Source organism: Nesterenkonia sp. AN1 (assembly GCF_000582475.1).
GTDB classification, from domain to species: domain Bacteria; phylum Actinomycetota; class Actinomycetes; order Actinomycetales; family Micrococcaceae; genus Nesterenkonia; species Nesterenkonia aurantiaca.
This window is the reverse complement of record NZ_JEMO01000019.1, coordinates 58,113-75,569: the sequence shown is the minus strand read 5'-3', so window position 1 is coordinate 75,569 and position 17,457 is coordinate 58,113. Positions and strand designations below refer to the sequence as shown.

The following is a 17,457-nucleotide window of genomic DNA, read 5'->3' as shown; positions in this document are numbered from 1 at the left end:
GGCGCATCCGCGTGCAACGTAGGACAAGGTGAGAGATTCAGTGCCCGAATGACTTCGATACCCTCGACAACGGCCACCCCATCGGGGCGCCCGCTGCCCGCGCAGGTCAAGACCCCGGCGCACTTCCAGCCTGAGATCCAGGGGCTCCGAGCCTTGGCGGTTCTGGTCGTGCTGCTCTACCACTTCTGGCCCGACCGGCTCACCGGCGGCTACGTGGGCGTGGATGTGTTCTTCGTGATCTCCGGGTACCTGATCACCGCGCATCTGTTCAAGGAGGCGGTGAAGACCGGGGGAGTCCGGCTCGGTCAGTTCTGGGCGCGCAGGATCCGTCGGCTGCTGCCGCTGAGCCTGCTCGTGCTGCTGCTGACCGCAATCTCGGCCGTGCTGATCCTGCCCAGCACCGCCTGGCAGGCCACGCTGCGCCAGATCATCGCGTCCACGCTCTACGTGCAGAACTGGGTCCTCGCGGCAGACGCGGTGGAGTACTCGAAGGCCGACGAACGGGCGACCGCAGTCCAGCATTTCTGGACGCTGTCGGTGGAGGAGCAGTTCTACGTCCTGTGGCCCGTCCTGTTGGCGCTCACACTGATGTTCCTGGCATTCCGGCAACGACGGTCGGGGGCCCCGGCGTTGGGGCATGCTCAGATCCGGGTAGCGTTCCTCTGGGTGGTAGGACTGCTCGGCGCCTTCTCGCTGATCTTCTCCATCTACTACACCGCCGCCGCGCCTGCGCAGGCGTACTTCGTGACCCCCACTCGGATCTGGGAGTTCACCCTGGGAGCGATCGCGGCGCTCGTCCTCGGCTCTCGGCAGTTCACCGGCAAGTGGGGAAATGTGCTGGGCTGGGTCGGGTTCCTGATGATCTTGGGCTCGGCGATCATGTATACCGATGCCACCCCGTTCCCCGGCTGGACGGCACTGGTGCCGACCCTCGGCACGGTGCTGGTGCTGTCCTGCGGCGGACGCGAACCTGTGACCGGCATCCACTGGTGGCTCTCGCTGCGCCCCGCGACTGCCATCGGTGACTGGTCCTACGCCATCTACCTCTGGCACTGGCCAGTGGTGATCTTCTCTCCTTACATCAGCGAGGCCGCAAGGTTCTGGTATGTGAAGGTCCTGCTGATCCTGGGGATCATCGCGCTCTCTGCGCTCAGCACCCGCTTCTTCGAGACCCCGATCCGCCGGGCCAAGATCCTGCTGCCCACCTGGCGGACGATGGTCGCGGCCGGTGCTGGCATGGCGCTGGTCATCGTCTCCGGCATCGCGGCAGTCTCGACCATGCAGACCAGCTCCGAAGACTCCACCATCACGGCGGACCACCCCTGCTACGGCTACCGGGCGTTAGCCAACATCGGGGAATGCGGCGACGCCTTTGCAGGTGAGCTTGGTCTGTGGCCCTCGCCTGCGGTGGTGGCGGAGCAGTACCAGGAGGGGGCATTCCCGGGATGCCAGGCCGACAACGAAGACCCTGCTGTCCAGGAGTGCTGGCTCGGTGCCGAGGAGTCCGACGCCGACGGCACGATTGCGGTCTTCGGGGACTCCCACGCCACCATGTGGCTCCCGGCTCTCGATGAGATCGCCCAAGAGCAGGACAAGCAGCTCCTGGTGCTCACCAGATCTGCCTGCACGCCGCGTGGCGGCGAGGTCGGCGACGACTCCAGCGAGTGTCTGCAGGCCAATGCAGAGATCATGGAGCAGGTCTCCGAGGACGAGAGCGTCCACACGGTGGTGGTGGCCGCCAGCCAGATGCACGGCGAATTCGGCGGACCGAGCCGCGACCTTGGTCTGGACGAGAGTGACTACGATCTCGATGATTCCGCGCTGGCGATGTACGAGCCGATCGTGACCTGGCTCGAGGCCGAGAAGGAAGTGGTGGTCTTCGGCGAGTCCCCCCGCATGAGCAACGATGAGGACTCGGAAGAGACCCTGCCGGAATGTGTTGCCCTGAACGAGGATGATCCCTCCGCGTGCAATGAGACCCGAGAGGACACCCAGGTGGGGGATCGTTGGCTGACACGATCAGCCGAGGTCTTCGAGGATGCGGAGAACTACCACTTCGTGCCCACAGAGGACCTGGTCTGCCTGGAGGACACCTGCTACGCAACGATCGGCGGTGCCATCACGTACTCAGACAACAGCCACCTGGCAGAGGACTTCGTGCGGTCCATGATCCCTGAGATCAGCGACCGGATGGAACCGGCTCTCTCGGCGCAGGGCTGAGGGTCGCCCCACCTCCCCTCGCAGTACTGGGGTCAGTCCTGCTCGCCCTGCCGAGACGGGGGCGGAGTGAACCAGCGCCGGGCGTCGGCACGCCGGCGCGGCCACGCCGAGGGGTGCGACTCCAGGGGTGATTCTGGGTACCACCAGGTGTAGGGCTGCGCTCCGAAGATCGTGCCCGGAGGGCGTCCCCGCGCGATGTCGCGGTGTAGACGCACCTCCGCGTTGTTCCACGCGGCGCCGAGCTGGGCATCGTGGTCCAGGGAATATGTCTGCTTCCCCCCAGGAGCCGGAGTGAGTTCGCCCAGCACCGGACCCCGTGAGGTCGCATAGAGGTCGACCCTCACAAAGGGTATGCCTGCGGCGATGGACATCTTCTCTGCCGCTTCGAGCAGCCCGTTCCAGCCCACCGGCACAGGGATGTCTGGTCCGTAGTTTGCCCCGGGCAGAATGGGACCGAGATCACCACCGTCCGGGCCGAAGTACTTCCGCTTGAAGGTCTTTCGATTCATCACCTGCACGCCCTCGGTGCTCATCACGAGCACATGAAGCACCTGACCGTACGCGGTGTAGACCTTGATGTCTTCGGGGATCGTGGCATTGCTCGCGCTCTCGAGGAACTCTTCAGCGAAATAGGGTCCTCCTCCTTGCTCGAGGCGGGTCAGCATCCGTTCTGAGGGGCGGCTTTCGGTGAGCTGCTCCTTCCCGGTGAGTGTCTGCCAACCGGTCCCGGTGCGCGTCAGAGGAATGACTGCCATACCGCTGTGCCCCCGGTCAGCTTTGAGGACGAAGCGCTGAACGGTGAGGTCGCTGAAATCGATGTCTTCCAGGGAGTGCCACACCCGGTAGATCTCAGGTGTAGCTATGCCGAGGCTGTCTGCGAGGGCGTAGCTGCGCAGCTTGTAGCTCACCTGAGCAAGCGGACCGGATGCGTGCCACTTGTTGTCACTGGTGATGTCGGCGGCATCTCGGTAATTCACGAGCTTTGCCTTGAAGGACGGCAGGGTGAATCGCTGGTGCTCAGCGACTGCGGCCTCATACTTGGCCTGCAGAATCTCGATCTCCGATTTCAGGCCGTCGTTCTCCTCCGTGAGGGCGGCACGCTCTGCGTCGTGTGCCGCCTCGAGGGTGTCCCGTTCCGCCTTGTGCGCGGCATGGGCTGCGGCACGCTCGGAGGTGTAGGCGGCATCGGCTGCGGCACGCTCGGAGGTGTAGGCGGCATCGGCCGCCGCACGCTCCGATATGTGGGCCGCATCGGCTGCGGCGTGTGCAGCACGCTCCTGATCCAAGGCGGTCTTCAGCTTCCGAACCTTCATGGTCAGCGAGTGCTGGGCACGGTCGAGCTGATTCGTTCGCGTCTGAAGGAAGGCGATCTTCCGATCGCGCCACCCTATGCCAGGAATGCGGTCGTGCAGTGCCTTCGGGATCTGCGGCATGCGATTCCTTCCGTGCCAGCACCCAGGGAGCGCCACGGAGGTAGGCCTACGGTCTTGACCTCAAGGACATCCAAGCACTGGTGGACGGCCTATCGAGAGCATTCATCCGCAGGACTGCACACGTGGTGATCTGGCGGCGTTGAGATCTTTCCAGAATGAGATAGCTGTGGGTTGTGTCCATTCATACTCCCCATAGCAATCTAGCAGTTCGGCGAGATTCTCCGCCGCCTCTTGCCATTCTTCGGGCTTCACGCGCCTCAACTTTGGCAATAACCAGGAGACCAGGAACGGCTCAAGACGATCGGTTTTATAAGCGTCCAGAAGACCGACTTCATCCAGCCATTTCGCGCGCGCCCGGTCCAGCGGCAGGTACTTCCTGAAGTAGTGCGGATTCAAGGTGTTGACCGTCGAGTTGCTCACGGCCATGTAATACGTGTGCACGCCGACGTCGATCGCCCTGATCGATTTTGCGTAGTGCAGCATCTGTTGGAAGAAATACGAATCTTGGCCGACGGCCCCGACCGGCTGGGTGAGGTTCAGCGACTGCAACCATTCGGTGCGCGCCACCACCGTCTGGATGCCCATGGGCCGGAAGCGCAGAGCCTCGAGCGCCCGCGGAGGGACCGTGATGTTTCCTGCCCCGTCGATATCATCGGCGAACACGGTCTGAAGCACCTCGGCGTAGGGCTGCATGGACCTGCGCTTAGCCCACTGGGACATGTTGCCCAGCGCGAAGTCCACGTCTTGATGCTCCTGGATTGCTGCGTAGAGCTCTGCGTACCCGTCTTCTATGGCCTCGTTGTCAGGATCGAGATAGGTCACGAACTCCGTCTGGGCGAGATCGAGCCCCGTGTTGCGGGGACGCGATGCCGAACCAGAGCCGCCTCGAGCGTGATGGAAGGCAGAGACGTTGGGATGGTCCTCGGTGAGGTCCTGGATCGTGTCTAGCGTCAACGGGTCCGTGGAACCGTCGCTGACCAGCAGCACATGCATGTCAGAAAACGCGCTCGACCTCAGCAGCGAGGCGAAGGCCTTATGTCGCAGGTGGGGTCCATTGTTGTAGATCGGCACGACGACCGAGAGCCTGAGGTCGGCGTCGCGTGACGTCTGCGCCACCTGGCGAGAAACCTCATCGAAGTCATCTCCCTGGGCGAGCTCCATGGACGTGCGGCGCGGCGAGTCGGCTCGTCGAGGGCGATGGCTTGATTCCTCGGCGATGTAGACGCGAGCTTCGGCGAGGCTTCCAGCCAACTTCTCGGCACTCATCTCTTCGCCGAGGTCGGGACGCCACCAAGCCGTCAGAGCGAGATCGCCAAGGGACCCCTCGACGTGCCGGTGGCCCTGATCCTCGGCACCCGAGTCCAACTTGGCAACCACCTGAGCAGACTGGTAGGCCATCGCGGCGAGATGGTCAGCAACGTACGTCGATGCGTAGTGATGCGCAGAGGAGACCGGGAGCAGAACGTCGTAACCCGCAGAGCGCATGGAGGCTTCGCGCCAGGTGACGACGTCGACACCGCCCACAGTCTGGACCGAGAGCTCTGCTCTGAGCACGTCATCCTCGTCATCCGTGACGGCAAGAACCCGCGGCGCGGAAGCTGGATCAGACAGTCCCACGGAATGGAGGATCTGACGCAGAACATCTGTCGCGTGGTTCTCGCTGAAGACCTGCCGAACCCCGTCGTTCTGGGCTCGACGCAGGTCAGTCCGCTGCAACGCTTCCAGCATCGAGGCAACGTCGAGCGTGGAGTTCGCCACGTGCACCTGCGGATAGTAGGAGTTGACGCCCTGGTTATATGTTGAGAGCACGAAGGACCCGGAAGCCTGCAGCTCGATCACTCGAGGGGAGAACGCCGTCTGGGAGCCGCTGATCGTGTGTGCCACCACTCCGATGTCCGTGAGTCGGTCGAGCTCGGACCTGCGGTTCGACACCCAATCCTGGACGTGCGGCCAATACTGGGTGGTCAGCGCCGCCTCGACACGCGCTTCGGGGCTGATCAGCAGATCAGCGCCGGCCGCCAAGACTCCATCGAGGGTCCATTTTAGACTTTCGCCGACCTCGGTCGGAAGCTGGGTGCCGAGGTCACCCAGATAGGTGACCAGAGGAGGAATGACCTGGCGGGAGCCCAGTGGGGACCGATGGAGGGGGTTGACCGGGCATGCAACGACTTCTACCGGGATGAGCTGCGGCGAGGAGATCCGGGCATCGTCGTCTGCCGAGGTCGGGGGAGCAGATCGCGCGTTCTGGAAGACCCCCGCATTCTCCTCCGAGACGGCGAAGATTCGATCACAGCGGGCCGCGAGCCTCAGCTGCTCTGCAGTCGGTGCGGCGGTGCCGAGGTCTACGTAGATCAACGGCAGGGAGTGTTCGCGGGCATACTCTATGACCCTGCCGCGGCCCCGGCGTGACCGGGTGCTCTGGGGGCCGAGCAAGATGATCTGGGAATCCCGGACCCCTGCTTCCCAGTCGAGCGGGTCGATGGACCTCATGAGGGCGCTGTTCTCGAAGGCATGCAGCAGCGTGTCATCGCCGAATACGCCCACCGTCGCGGGAAGGGCCGGTTTGGCAATCCCGCTCTCCAGCGCCGGCAGGGCATCCATGGCTCCGGAGAGCGCAGGCTGGGTGTCGGGGTGCATCACTCCACCGCGGAACGGCGAAGAAGTCGCCACGCCCAGAGCCGCGAGCAGGCTGGGGTCTCGCAGCGCGCTCAGCGGATCACTCGTGCTGAGCAGACGCTCTACGCGGGCCCGGCCGACGGCGAGCTGTGAATGCCTGTCGAACGGCTGTCGGTGTCGGGGGCGGTTCACTTCGTGAGGCCCTCTTGTGCGGCAGGGGCCTCGTTCCTCCTCCGCAGACGGCGCTCTGCTGCTCGGACGGCCCGGCGCGGGTGCCGAAGCGTGAAATCCAGGCGCTTGCGGGTATCCGTCAGGAACGACGGTGGGGCGGGGCTGAGGTCCCGCTCGGGAGCGCTTCGTCCCTTCAGCTTCTTGGCCACCCGGTACTCCAGTGAGGAGACGCGGGACCTGAGGGCGGCGATCTCCGACTCCTGGGACCGTTCGAGCTGCTCGTACGCCCAGCTCAGCTCGGCGAGGAGGGTCTCCTGCTGACGCAACAAGGCGACCACGACGTCCTCGGGGGACAGCTGGTCTCCGCTGACAGCGCCCTCAGGCGCATCTTCGGTGACGCCAGAACGTCTTGTGGCTGAGTCGGTGGTCATCAGGCTCCTCGTTGGCTCAATAGAGTTCTGCTGCTTCGGGGTTAGCCCCAGGGATCATTGGGCACAGTGTAACTGCGGTCGGTTTGGGACCGCCCCTGTGGACGCCTCAGCGCCAGATGCCGCGAGTGTCGATGACCGCCGCGGAGCCCAGCCGGGACTTCGGCAAGGACTTGAACACGTCGTGGTCGACGAGCAGCACCAGCACATCTGCGCGCTCCAGGGCCTCGTCCAGTTCGGTCAGCGCGACGTTGCCAAACTGTTCCAAGGGAGTGGGCAGCTTCTGGATGTGCGGCTCCACCGCGAGTATCTTCGCATCGGGGGCCCGCTGCGCCAGCTTCTCCGCGATGTGCAGCGATGGCGATTCTCTCAGGTCATCGATATTCGCCTTGAACGCCAGGCCCAGCAGCGCCACAGTGGGCGCCTCACCGGAGGCTTCGAGCGCCTGTTCGATGCGGCCCAGGACCCACTCAGGTTTCGCGTCGTTGGTCTCGCGGGCGGTCCGGATCAGATTGGCCTGCTCCGGGGCGGCGTCGACGATGAACCACGGGTCCACCGCGATGCAGTGCCCGCCCACGCCGGGTCCTGGCTGAAGGATGTTGACCCGCGGGTGGTGGTTAGCGAGCTCGATGAGCTCCCACACGTCGATACCGAGTTTGTGGCTGATCACCGAGAGCTCATTGGCGAATGCGATGTTGACGTCACGGAAGCTGTTCTCCGTGAGCTTCGCCATCTCTGCGGTGCGCGCATCGGTGAGCAGGAACTCGCCTTTGCAGAAGGCTGAGTAGAGGTCCTTCGCCGCCTCCGCGGCGGCGGGTGTCAGACCACCGATGATCCGGTCATTGGAGATCATCTCCTCCATGATCTTGCCCGGCAGCACACGCTCGGGGCAGTGCGCGACCATGATGTCCGCCGGGCCCAGGTCGGGGCGTGCGGCAAGGATCCGTGCGGCCATGTGTTCGGTGGCCCCCGGAGGGGACGTCGATTCCAGGATGATCAGTTCGCCGCCGGAGAGCTTGGCGGCAATTCCATCCGCGGCAGCTTCGATGTAGCTCAGGTCAGCCGAGTGGGTATCGGTGAAGGGAGTGGGCACGGCGACGATGTAGGCGTCCGCCACGGGTGTCTGCGTGCTCGCGGTCAGTGCGCCGCTGCTGACTGCCCGTTCCAGGACTTCGCGCAGCCCTGGTTCCACGAACGGCACCTCGCAGTTGTTGACAGCGGTGACGTTGCGCTCGGAGACGTCCATCCCGATGGTGGTGACACCGTGATCGGCGAGGATGGCTGCGGTGGGTAGACCGATGTAGCCAAGTCCGATCACACCGACGGTGGAGGATTTGCTGATCAAGGCGATTCACTTTCTTCGGCGGTCCTAGGTGTCTAACAGCTGGCGAGTCTATCCCAGCAGCTAGATATGAGCGTGACCCGCATCCCGCGCGCCGCGAACGGTGAACGTGGATTTGATCAATCCGGAGTAGCGGCACCGAGCTCCCGCGGCCCAGAACCAGTTCACGCGAACTCGGTTTGAGGCCCGCCCCGCCCACCCGGGTTGGAGCGGGCGATGCCAGCCCGAGATCCCGGGCCTGCGCTCCCCCGGCTGCCTGTGTGGCGTCGCGCCTCCAGCTTGGGGAGAGCGCCTAGTACCTTCTGAAGAACGCTCGCGCCCTAGAGTCGTTCCAGTGGTAAGGGCCATAGGCGCGTGCGATCTCTCGGAGCACGCCTGCGGCCTCCTCGCGATCCTCAGGGCGGACCTTCGCGAACTTCGCGAGATACCAGGAGACGAAGAAGTTCTCGAAGCGTTGTTCCATGTAGTCCTCGAGGAGGCCCACCTCACGCAGCCATTGGGCCCGGTCGAGTTCCAGGATCAGGTACTTCCGGAAGTATTTCGGAGAGACCACGTTCACGATCGAGGTATCCACGGCGCCGTAGTAGGTGTAGACCGGTCGGTGCACCGGGACGTAGGCCCGGACGTGGTACATCAGCTGCTGGAAAAAGTACGAGTCCTGCCCGACCGCGCCCACCGGCTGGACGAGTCCCAACCCTTTGAGCCAATCCGTGCGAGCGACCAGGGCCTCGATGGAGGCTGGTCTGAAGTTCAGCGTGCGCAGGGTGTCGCGGTGAGGCCACACGAGCCCGTCTCGATGCTCGACCCCGTCGGCGAACCATGCGTGGTAGTCATGGACACTGTAGCGATGCGTCCAGACAGCCATCGTGCCCAGCGAGAAATCGGCCTCGGGCCTACTGCGGAGCTCGTCGAGGAGCACCAGGTAGCCGTCGTCGAGCTCTTCGTCGTCGGGGTCCAAATACGTCACGAACTCGGTGAAGCTGAGCGCCAGGCCGGTGTTGCGCGGTCTCGATGCTGAACCAGACCCGCCGGAAGCGTGATGGAATGCGGAGACGTTCGGATAAGAATGCGCCAGCTCCTCGATGGTGTCGAACGTGGACGCATCCGTGGAACCGTCGTTGATCAGCAGAACGTGCATCCGGTCGAACATCTCGGAGCGGCGCAGCGAGGCGAAGGCCTTGTGCCGCAGGTGGTCGCCGTTGTTATAGATCGGGACGACGACGGCGAGCTCAAGCCCTTCAGCCTCAGCCGTGGTCTTGAACTCCCGTGCCGTGCGCTCGAAGTCCGACCCCACAGCGGGGTCGACCACGCGCCGGGTGGCGGGGGAACGATGCCCGAAATGGTCGATGGCGTAGACCGGCAGGCCAGATCTGGACGCCTCCAGCTCCTGCGGTGAGCCCAGGGCGGCCGCAGACGGCCGCCACCAGGCGGTGAGCGAGAGCTTCCTGACCTCGGAGGTCCGCGAATGGGCGAGGTGATCCGTCTCTTCGGCAGTTCCCTGGAGCTTGGTGGTGATCGGTGCCGACTGATACCGGAACGCGGCCACATGATCGGCCGTGTAGATCGGGGAGTATCGACGCGAGGCGCTCACCGGCAGGAGTATGTCGAAGTCCCCGGCATCAGTGTCGCTGCCGACCTGCCATTCTCCGATCTCTGCCCAGGTGACCAGAGCGACGGCGGGGTGGGTCTGGCGTGCGATGTCTTCGCGAAGCTCATCCGTGACCTCCTCGGTGACGGCGAGGACCCGGTCGGTGGGAGCGGCCACGTGCAGACCGACCGTCCGTGCGATCGTGCCGAGCACATCCGTCCCGTGATGGGCCGTGAAGACCTGGCGGATGCCATCGCTCTGGACACGGCGAAGCTCCTCGAGGTCCATGTACTGGAGGGTCTTCGCCACGTCCTCCGCCGCATTGGCGACATACACGTTCGGATGATAGGAGTTGACGCCCTGGTTGTAGGTGGCGAGCACCATGGTCCCGCACGCCTGCAGCTGCAAGATCTGGCTGTCGAGCAACGTCTGCGAGTTGGCCACCGAGTTCACGGCGAGGCCGATGTCCATGCTGCGCTGCAGCATCGCGGTCTCGGTGAGGCCCTCCAGGGCCGGAACCTCGCGCCGGGACAGCGTCCAGGGAGCGTACTCCGCTGGCACAGCCCACTGAGAAGCTCGCAGTCCGTCCTCCTCGGCGGGCCGAAACAGCGCCACAGCGCGGCCGGACGCAAGGGCGCCGTCGAACAAGGGGGAGACCGACTGGGCGGCGTGGATCTTGGCCGGTGTCGACGATGGGTCCAACCCCATGAACGCGAGCAGATCCGTGCCCGCAGGTCGGGTCCCGAGGGGAGTGTGCAGCAGGGGGCTCACGGGGAGTTGAACCATGGTCACGCTCAGACCCGACCGGCCCAGTTCCTGGTATGTCTCCGCGACTTCGTGGTCCACCGCGAACACCGCGTCGCAGCTCTCTACGATGCCGGTGGCTTCCTCGGCCTCGTCCTTGCCGACGGCGGAGAAGAACGCAGTGGGCACGGAACGTTCCTTGTAGTGCGGAATGATCGAGTCGATGAGCAGTTCATGGGATACAGAGGTGTCCGAGCCGATGAGCAGCAGGTCGAGGTCTCCGTGAAGGTCCATCCAGTTCTCAGCGTCTATGTGGATGATCTGCGCCAGCCCAAACAGTCCTGCGCCCAGTCGCGGACCCGCGATCAGTCCTACACGCAAGGACAGCCGAGGACGAGACGCGCCGGGCTCCGGGACGGGGAGCGTCACCGCCGCCTCAAGCGCGTCCTCCACTGCGTGAACGGAGGATCGGAGGAACTCCTGTCCCAATTCAGCGGGCGCTGAGATCTCGGCGACGCTGCTGGCGGTCGGAACGGCACCGCCTCGCGGCGCTGCCGCGGCGCGGTGCTCCAAGATCTGGATCAACTCGTCGTAGGACCGGGTCCGCCGCATATGCGCGGCACTTGCCTGGTTGAGCAGCGTCAAGGCCGGCGACGACTCGGCAGCCGACGACGAGGCGGTCGTCATCCAGGCACGGGCGGCGGCCAGGTGCGCCCGTCCGGCGGCCCCCAGTGCAGAACGATGCATCGCGAGTGCGGCGTCCACCATCTCGGTGCCGACAGAGTCTGCAGTTGCGTCGGGTTCGCCGAGGTCGGACGGGTTGGCACTGGGGTGAAGGTCTATCCATCGCACATTGATACTCTAGAGCCTCGGTACATCCACTGCGCGGTGGACGCCCTCGGCGTCGCGCTGCGCAGCCCTCACCCACGACCCAAGGGACATCCCAGACGTGTTCAACTCCCTCTCCGATCGCCTGAGCGCCACCTTCAAGAACCTCCGCGGCAAGGGGAGGCTCTCCGAGGCTGACATCGACGGCACCGCTCGGGAGATCCGCCGGGCGCTGCTCGACGCCGACGTCGCGGTGCCGGTGGTCCGTGAGTTCATCGCCAAGGTCAAGGCGCGCGCCATGGGCTCCGAGGTCGCGCAGGCGTTGAACCCGGGTCAGCAGGTCGTGAAGATCGTCAACGAGGAGCTCGTCGGGATCCTCGGCGGGCAGACCCGCGAGCTCGCGTTCGCCAAGAACCCGCCGACGGTGATCATGCTCGCCGGCCTCCAGGGCGCGGGCAAGACCACGCTCGCCGGGAAGCTCGCGCACCACCTGAAGAATCAGGGCCACACCCCGATGCTGGTCGCCTGTGACCTGCAGCGGCCCAACGCGGTCACCCAGCTGCAGGTCGGCGGTCGGCGGGCCGGCGTGCCCGTCTACGCCCCGCACCCCGGGGTGTCCTCTGAGTTCGAGTCCGCCACCGGGGACCCGGTCAAGGTGGCCACCGACGGCCTGGCCGAGGCGCGCAACAAGCTTCACGACGTGATCATCATCGACACGGCCGGCCGCCTCGGCGTCGACGCGGAGCTGATGCGCCAGGCCGCCGACATCAAGGCCGCGGTGGGCGCGCACGAGACGCTCTTCGTGATCGACGCGATGATCGGACAGGACGCGGTCACCACCGCGCAGGCGTTCAACGAGGGCGTGAACTTCACCGGCGTGGTGCTCACCAAGCTCGACGGCGACGCCCGCGGCGGCGCCGCGCTCTCGGTCGCCTCGGTCACCGGCAAGCCGGTCATGTACGCCTCCACCGGTGAGGGGCTGAAGGACTTCGAGGTCTTCCACCCGGACCGGATGGCCCGCCGGATCTTGGACATGGGCGACATCCTCTCCCTGGTCGAGCAGGCCGAAGCCAACTGGGATCGTGGCGAGGCCGAGAAGATGGCGCAGAAGTTCGCCGACCAGGAGGACTTCACCCTGGAGGACTTCCTGGGTCAGATGCAGCAGCTCAAGAAGATGGGCTCGATGAAGAAGCTGCTGGGCATGATGCCCGGCGCGCAGGGGATGCGTCAGCAGCTGGAGCAGTTCGACGAGTCCTCCATCGGCCGGGTCGAGGCCATCATCTATTCCATGACCCCCTATGAGCGCAACGTCCCCAAGGTGATCAACGGCTCCCGCCGTGCACGCATCGCCAAGGGCTCCGGGGTGCACGTCTCCGAGGTCAACCAGCTCCTGGAACGCTTCACCCAGGCGCAGAAGATGATGAAGAAGATGGCCGGCGGCGGGGGAATGCCCTCGATGCCCGGTGGCGGCGGAGGGATGCCCGGTATGGGTGGCATGCCTGGAATGGGCGCCGGCGGCGGCGCCTCGAAGAAGCGCAAGCCCCAGCCGAAGCCGAAGAAGAAGTCCGGGAACCCGGCCAAGGCCGCCCAGGAGGCCCGAGAGGCCGAACTCAAGCGGACCCAGGGCGCGGCCAAGCGGATGGATGGCTCCAGCTTCGGGGCGGGTACCAAGGACCTCAAGCCCGAGGACCTGAACCTGCCCAAGGGGTTCGAGAAGTACCTGCGCTGAGCAGGACCGACGCGGTCTCAGATCGCGTGTTCGGCCGATCTCTGGCACAATAGGCAGGTACTTTGTTCGACGGGGGGCACCCTCTAAACCCGCCGTAGGGACAATGTTCTGAAGTGGTCGCATCGATTGTGCAGCACGTCCCCACGCAATCCGGTGCCTGACCGCGCCCCTGAAACAAGAAACGGGAGTGGACCACTCAAGTGGCAGTTAAAATTCGTCTGAAGCGCATGGGCAAGATCCGTGCACCGTTCTACCGCGTTGTCGTCGCCGACTCCCGCACCAAGCGGGATGGCGCCGCCATCGAGCAGATCGGCAAGTATGACCCGACGCAGGAGCCCTCGCTGATCGAGATCGATTCCGAGCGCGCTCAGTACTGGCTCTCCGTGGGCGCTCAGCCCACCGAGCAGGTCAATGCACTGCTGAAGGTCACCGGTGACTGGCAGAAGTTCAAGGGCCTCGAAGGCTCCGAGGGCACTCTGCGGACCAAGGCCCCGAAGGAAGCGTTCGTCGCTCCCAACAAGGGTTCAGTCATTCAGGAGCAGAAGTCCAAGGCTCCGGCTCCTGCCGAGGATGCAGCTGAGTCTGCCTCGCAGGAGAATGCATAGTAATCATGGGAGCTGATGCAGTGCTGAGTGACGCGCTCGAACACCTGGTCCGCGGAATCGTGGATGCACCTGATGACGTCGATGTCCGCCGTAAGGGCGGGCGTCGCTACGACGTGCTTCAGGTGCGAGTTCATCCGGATGACCTCGGTCGAGTGATCGGCCGGGCCGGGCGCACCGCCAAGGCACTGCGCACCGTGGTCTCAGCCCTCCCCGGTGGGGGCGATGTCCGCGTGGACGTGGTCGACACCGACCGCAGCCGCTGACGGACCGAGGGACTGCACCATGACTGCTGGCATCAATGGCCAGGAAGCACATGAGACCGACCCGCAGGCACTGCCGGAAACGGCAGAGCGCCTGCGGGTCGCTCGCATCGGCAAACCCCACGGCATCCGTGGCGAGGTCACTGCCCAACTCTTCACCGATGAGCCGGAGCAGCGGCTCGCCCCCGGTTCGGTGGTCATCCGCATCGCCGGGGAGAACACCGCCGACCGGATCACCACGCTGCTCACCGTGACCCGACAGCGCTGGAACAAGAGCATCGCTCTGCTGAGCTTCCGAGAGGTCACCGACCGCGACGGCGCCGAGGCCCTGCGTGGGTCGACGCTCTACGTCGAGGTGGCGACGGAGCAGGAGTCCGACTCCGACGGCTGGTACAGCCACGAACTCGCCGGATTCGCCTGCGTGGACGCCGCGGGCGAGCCCCTGGGCACGCTCAAGGAGCTGCTCACCGGAACGGCGCAGGACCTGCTCGTGGTCACCGCGGTCAACGGCGAGGACGTGATGGTCCCCTTCGTCGAAGAGCTCGTGCCCGAGGTGGACGTGGAGAATCAGCGCATCGTGCTGACCCCGCCGCCCGGCCTCTTCTGAGCAAGCGCCCCGCCATGCGGATCGACCTCATCTCCATCTTCCCCGAGTTCTTCGACGTCCTGGACCTCTCCCTGATCGGGAAGGCCCAGCGCGAGGGACTGCTCAGCCTGCACCGGCACCAGCTGCGCGACTTCAGCTTCGACAAGCACCGCAGCGTGGATGACACCCCCACCGGTGGAGGCGCCGGGATGGTGATGAAGCCCGAGCCCTGGGCGTTGGCGCTGGAACACGTGCTGACCCAGCCTGAGGCTGCCGCGGCAGAGCAGCCGCCGATCCTGATCATCCCCACCCCGGCCGGCGAGGTGCTCACCCAGCGCGCCGCCCAGGAGCTCGCCCAGGCAGAGCACCTGGTCTTCGCGCCCGGCCGGTTCGAGGGCATCGACCAGCGGCTGCTGGACTGGGCGCCGGAGCACTTCCAGGTGCGCCCCATGTCCATCGGGGACTACGTGCTCAACGGCGGGGAGTCCGCCGTCGTCGTGATGGTCGAGGCGATCACCCGGCTGATCCCTGGGGTGCTGGGCAACCCGGAATCGCTCGCCGAGGAGTCTCACGCCGACGGGCTCCTGGAATACCCGGTCTACACCAAGCCTGCGCGCTGGCGCGGCCTCGAGGTGCCCGAGATCCTGCTCTCCGGGGACCACGCGAAGATCGGCGCGTGGCGGGCACAGCAGCAGGAGATCCGGACTCGAAAGCTGCGCTCCGATCTGTGGGCCAAACACGTGGTCGCACGGGAGCAGAATCTGACATAGAATTGACCACCGTGCCTGCTGGGCGGCCCATCTGCCATAGGGGATGGCCGTCAACAGCCAGGCCGCCGGTGCGGGAACTCATCCCGATCCGGTTGCTCACGCTTTGACCTGCGCCGTGATTCGGCGTGGTCGGCGCCTTGTGCGCCGGCACGGAGAGGTCGCAACCCGGGCGAGTGACCTGTGGCAGTCGTCCAAGGAGAAGCATATGCATAAGCTTGATTTCGTTGATTCCGCCAGCCTGCGCACCGACATCCCGGAGTTCGGCCCCGGCGACACGGTCAACGTGCACGTCAACATCATCGAGGGCAAGAACACCCGTGTTCAGGTCTTCAAGGGCTACGTCCTGGGCCGCCAGGGCCACGGCATCGGCGAGACCTTCACGGTCCGCAAGGTGTCCTTCGGCGTCGGCGTGGAGCGCACCTTCCCGGTGCACTCCCCAGTGACCGAGAAGATCGAGGTCCTCGCCCGCGGTGACGTCCGCCGCGCGAAGCTCTACTACATGCGCGATCGCCACGGCAAGGCTGCACGCATCAAAGAGAAGCGTGAGTCCACCATTGCTCGCCAGCAGGGCGAGAAGGTCGAAGAGGTCACCGAGGCCTGATCCGCGGATCGGCTTCGGCCCAGCGCTGAGAGCCTGTACGTCTTATGAAGAATCCCGAGAACCCTGAGCCCTCCGAGTCTGACTCGGAGACTCAGGGTTCTCGGCGTCTGAAGCGCCCTCACCGCGTTCGGCTCTGGGCCGCGGTGCTCGTCACCGCGGTCCTCGCCGTGCTGGTCGCCACCGGTCTGCGCCTGTTCGTGGTCGACGTCTACACCGTCTCCCAGGTCTCCATGGCACCGACCCTGGCCGATTCCGAGCGGATCCTGGTCGAGAAGAGCTACCCCGAGGACCAGGGGGTGCAGCGTGGGGATGTGATCGTCTTCGACGGGGAGGGCTCCTTCACTCCATACGAGGGCAGAGGCTCCACCCTGGAGCAGCTCGGCGCCCGGGTGGGCCACTGGTTCGGGCTCGCCACTCCTCCCGCGACCTACGTCAAGCGGGTCCTCGGCACCGGGGGCGACACCGTGACCTGCTGCGAGGACACCGGAGAGCTCAGCGTCAACGGTGAACCCCTCGCGGAGCCCTACCTGGGCCGTCCCATCACCTCCGAGAACCCCGCCTCAGCGCTGGGCTTCGAGGCGGAGGTGCCTCCCGGCCGGCTCTGGGTCATGGGGGACAACCGGGAACAGTCCCTGGATTCGCGGGCACTGCTGGGCGCCCCCGGCGGGGGTATGATCAGCCAGGACCGCATCCTGGGCCGCGTCACTGGCGTCTTCTGGCCCTGGGATGAACGACGAGAGCTCCCGGAGGCCGATCATCAGCAGCAGTGACGGGCCTTCGACACCACCGTCCGAGAGCCGACGCGAACGCCGCCGTCAGGCCCGGCACCCGGCGGTGAGTTTCCTGATCGAGATCGCGACGATTCTGGTCTTCGCGCTCGTGATCTCCTTCGTGGTCAAGACCTTCTTCTTCCGGGCCTTCTACATCCCTTCGGAGTCCATGGAGCCGACCCTGGAGGTCGATGACCGGATCATCGTGAACCTGCTCGCCCCGGAGGTCATGGAGGTCCAGCGCGGCGACGTCGTCGTGTTCGAGGACACCCGAGCGTGGTGGGGCGCCGGAAGCGGAGTGCCCACCAACGCCTTCCAAGACGCGATGATCTTCGTCGGTCTGATGCCCGACACCTCGTCCCACTTCGTGGTCAAACGCGTGGTGGGCCTGGGCGGTGACGAGGTGGAGTGCTGTGACGATTCCGGACGGATCCTGGTCAACGGCGAACCCATCGACGAGCCCTATATCTTCCCCGGAAACGTCCCCAGCGAGGGTGAGTTCTCCGTGACCGTCCCCGAGGACAGCGTCTGGCTGCTCGGAGATCACCGCGGCAACTCCGCCGACTCGCGCTCCCATGTGGACGAACCCGATATGGGTGCGGTGCCCCTGGAAGACGTCATCGGACGCTCCTCGGCGGTGATCTGGCCGTTCGAGAACTTCGGCGGCGGCGGCACCGAGCGGGATCCCTTCGAGGCGGTCCCGGCGCCGTGAGCACCCGATCCACTGGCGCCGGATCCGCGGGCGCCAGCGCAGGATTTGCGGACG

At 65.4% G+C, this 17,457-nt stretch carries 15 protein-coding genes; 10 read left to right on the top strand and 5 right to left on the bottom strand.

Features of this window, described 5'->3' with window-relative positions:
• The first annotated feature begins 48 nt into the window (after positions 1-48).
• On the top strand, positions 49-2,220 hold the full coding sequence (locus BG28_RS10125) for an acyltransferase family protein (protein WP_084479638.1): 2,172 nt from the start codon (positions 49-51) through the stop codon (positions 2,218-2,220).
• Between the two features lie 32 nt (positions 2,221-2,252).
• Here BG28_RS10125 and BG28_RS14475 read toward each other — a convergent pair whose 3' ends face one another.
• Both BG28_RS14475 and BG28_RS10115 read right to left on the bottom strand, forming a co-directional pair.
• Positions 2,253-3,533: an ATP-grasp fold amidoligase family protein gene (locus BG28_RS14475; protein ID WP_161634827.1), complete on the bottom strand. Its 1,281-nt coding sequence runs from the start codon at positions 3,531-3,533 to the stop codon at positions 2,253-2,255.
• 222 nt (positions 3,534-3,755) lie between these two features.
• Positions 3,756-6,254, bottom strand: a complete 2,499-nt coding sequence (locus BG28_RS10115) for a glycosyltransferase (protein ID WP_161634826.1) — start codon at positions 6,252-6,254, stop codon at positions 3,756-3,758.
• A gap of 30 nt (positions 6,255-6,284) precedes the next feature.
• Between BG28_RS10115 and BG28_RS15685 the strand changes: the two genes are divergently transcribed.
• Entirely contained in the window at positions 6,285-6,422 is a 138-nt protein-coding gene (locus tag BG28_RS15685) for a hypothetical protein (protein WP_161634825.1), read from the top strand.
• A 35-nt stretch (positions 6,423-6,457) separates the two neighbouring features.
• Here BG28_RS15685 and BG28_RS10110 read toward each other — a convergent pair whose 3' ends face one another.
• The 3 genes from BG28_RS10110 to BG28_RS10100 form a co-directional block, all read right to left on the bottom strand.
• Complete coding sequence (locus BG28_RS10110) at positions 6,458-6,871, bottom strand: hypothetical protein (RefSeq protein WP_036476359.1); 414 nt, start codon at positions 6,869-6,871, stop codon at positions 6,458-6,460.
• A gap of 106 nt (positions 6,872-6,977) precedes the next feature.
• A complete protein-coding gene (gene wecC, locus BG28_RS10105; protein WP_036476534.1) occupies positions 6,978-8,210 on the bottom strand; it encodes a UDP-N-acetyl-D-mannosamine dehydrogenase in 1,233 nt (410 codons plus the stop codon).
• Between the two features lie 292 nt (positions 8,211-8,502).
• Positions 8,503-11,394, bottom strand: coding sequence for a glycosyltransferase (locus BG28_RS10100; RefSeq protein WP_036476358.1), 2,892 nt, complete (start codon positions 11,392-11,394; stop codon positions 8,503-8,505).
• A gap of 97 nt (positions 11,395-11,491) precedes the next feature.
• Here BG28_RS10100 and ffh point away from each other — a divergent pair, with 97 nt between their 5' ends.
• The 8 genes from ffh to lepB (BG28_RS10060) all read left to right on the top strand — a co-directional run bounded on the left by ffh (position 11,492) and on the right by lepB (BG28_RS10060) (position 17,403).
• Entirely contained in the window at positions 11,492-13,099 is a 1,608-nt protein-coding gene (gene ffh, locus BG28_RS10095; protein ID WP_036476356.1) for a signal recognition particle protein, read from the top strand.
• A gap of 200 nt (positions 13,100-13,299) precedes the next feature.
• Positions 13,300-13,704, top strand: coding sequence for a 30S ribosomal protein S16 (gene rpsP, locus BG28_RS10090; protein ID WP_036476354.1), 405 nt, complete (start codon positions 13,300-13,302; stop codon positions 13,702-13,704).
• 20 nt (positions 13,705-13,724) lie between these two features.
• The gene (locus tag BG28_RS10085; RefSeq protein WP_036476533.1) at positions 13,725-13,967 is read left to right on the top strand and encodes an RNA-binding protein; all 243 of its coding nucleotides are present in this window, start codon (positions 13,725-13,727) and stop codon (positions 13,965-13,967) included.
• Positions 13,968-13,986: 19 nt separating this feature from the next.
• The gene (rimM, locus tag BG28_RS10080; protein WP_084479637.1) at positions 13,987-14,571 is read left to right on the top strand and encodes a ribosome maturation factor RimM; all 585 of its coding nucleotides are present in this window, start codon (positions 13,987-13,989) and stop codon (positions 14,569-14,571) included.
• 14 nt (positions 14,572-14,585) lie between these two features.
• Positions 14,586-15,320: a tRNA (guanosine(37)-N1)-methyltransferase TrmD gene (gene trmD, locus BG28_RS10075; RefSeq protein ID WP_036476352.1), complete on the top strand. Its 735-nt coding sequence runs from the start codon at positions 14,586-14,588 to the stop codon at positions 15,318-15,320.
• Positions 15,321-15,525: 205 nt separating this feature from the next.
• Positions 15,526-15,921, top strand: coding sequence for a 50S ribosomal protein L19 (gene rplS / locus BG28_RS10070; RefSeq protein WP_036476351.1), 396 nt, complete (start codon positions 15,526-15,528; stop codon positions 15,919-15,921).
• Positions 15,922-15,965: 44 nt separating this feature from the next.
• Complete coding sequence (gene lepB / locus BG28_RS10065) at positions 15,966-16,691, top strand: signal peptidase I (protein ID WP_036476349.1); 726 nt, start codon at positions 15,966-15,968, stop codon at positions 16,689-16,691.
• Positions 16,692-16,755: 64 nt separating this feature from the next.
• Positions 16,756-17,403 carry a signal peptidase I gene (gene lepB, locus BG28_RS10060; RefSeq protein WP_235181068.1) on the top strand — a complete coding sequence of 216 codons (648 nt, stop codon included), beginning with the start codon at positions 16,756-16,758 and terminating at the stop codon, positions 17,401-17,403.
• Positions 17,404-17,457 lie beyond the last annotated feature (54 nt).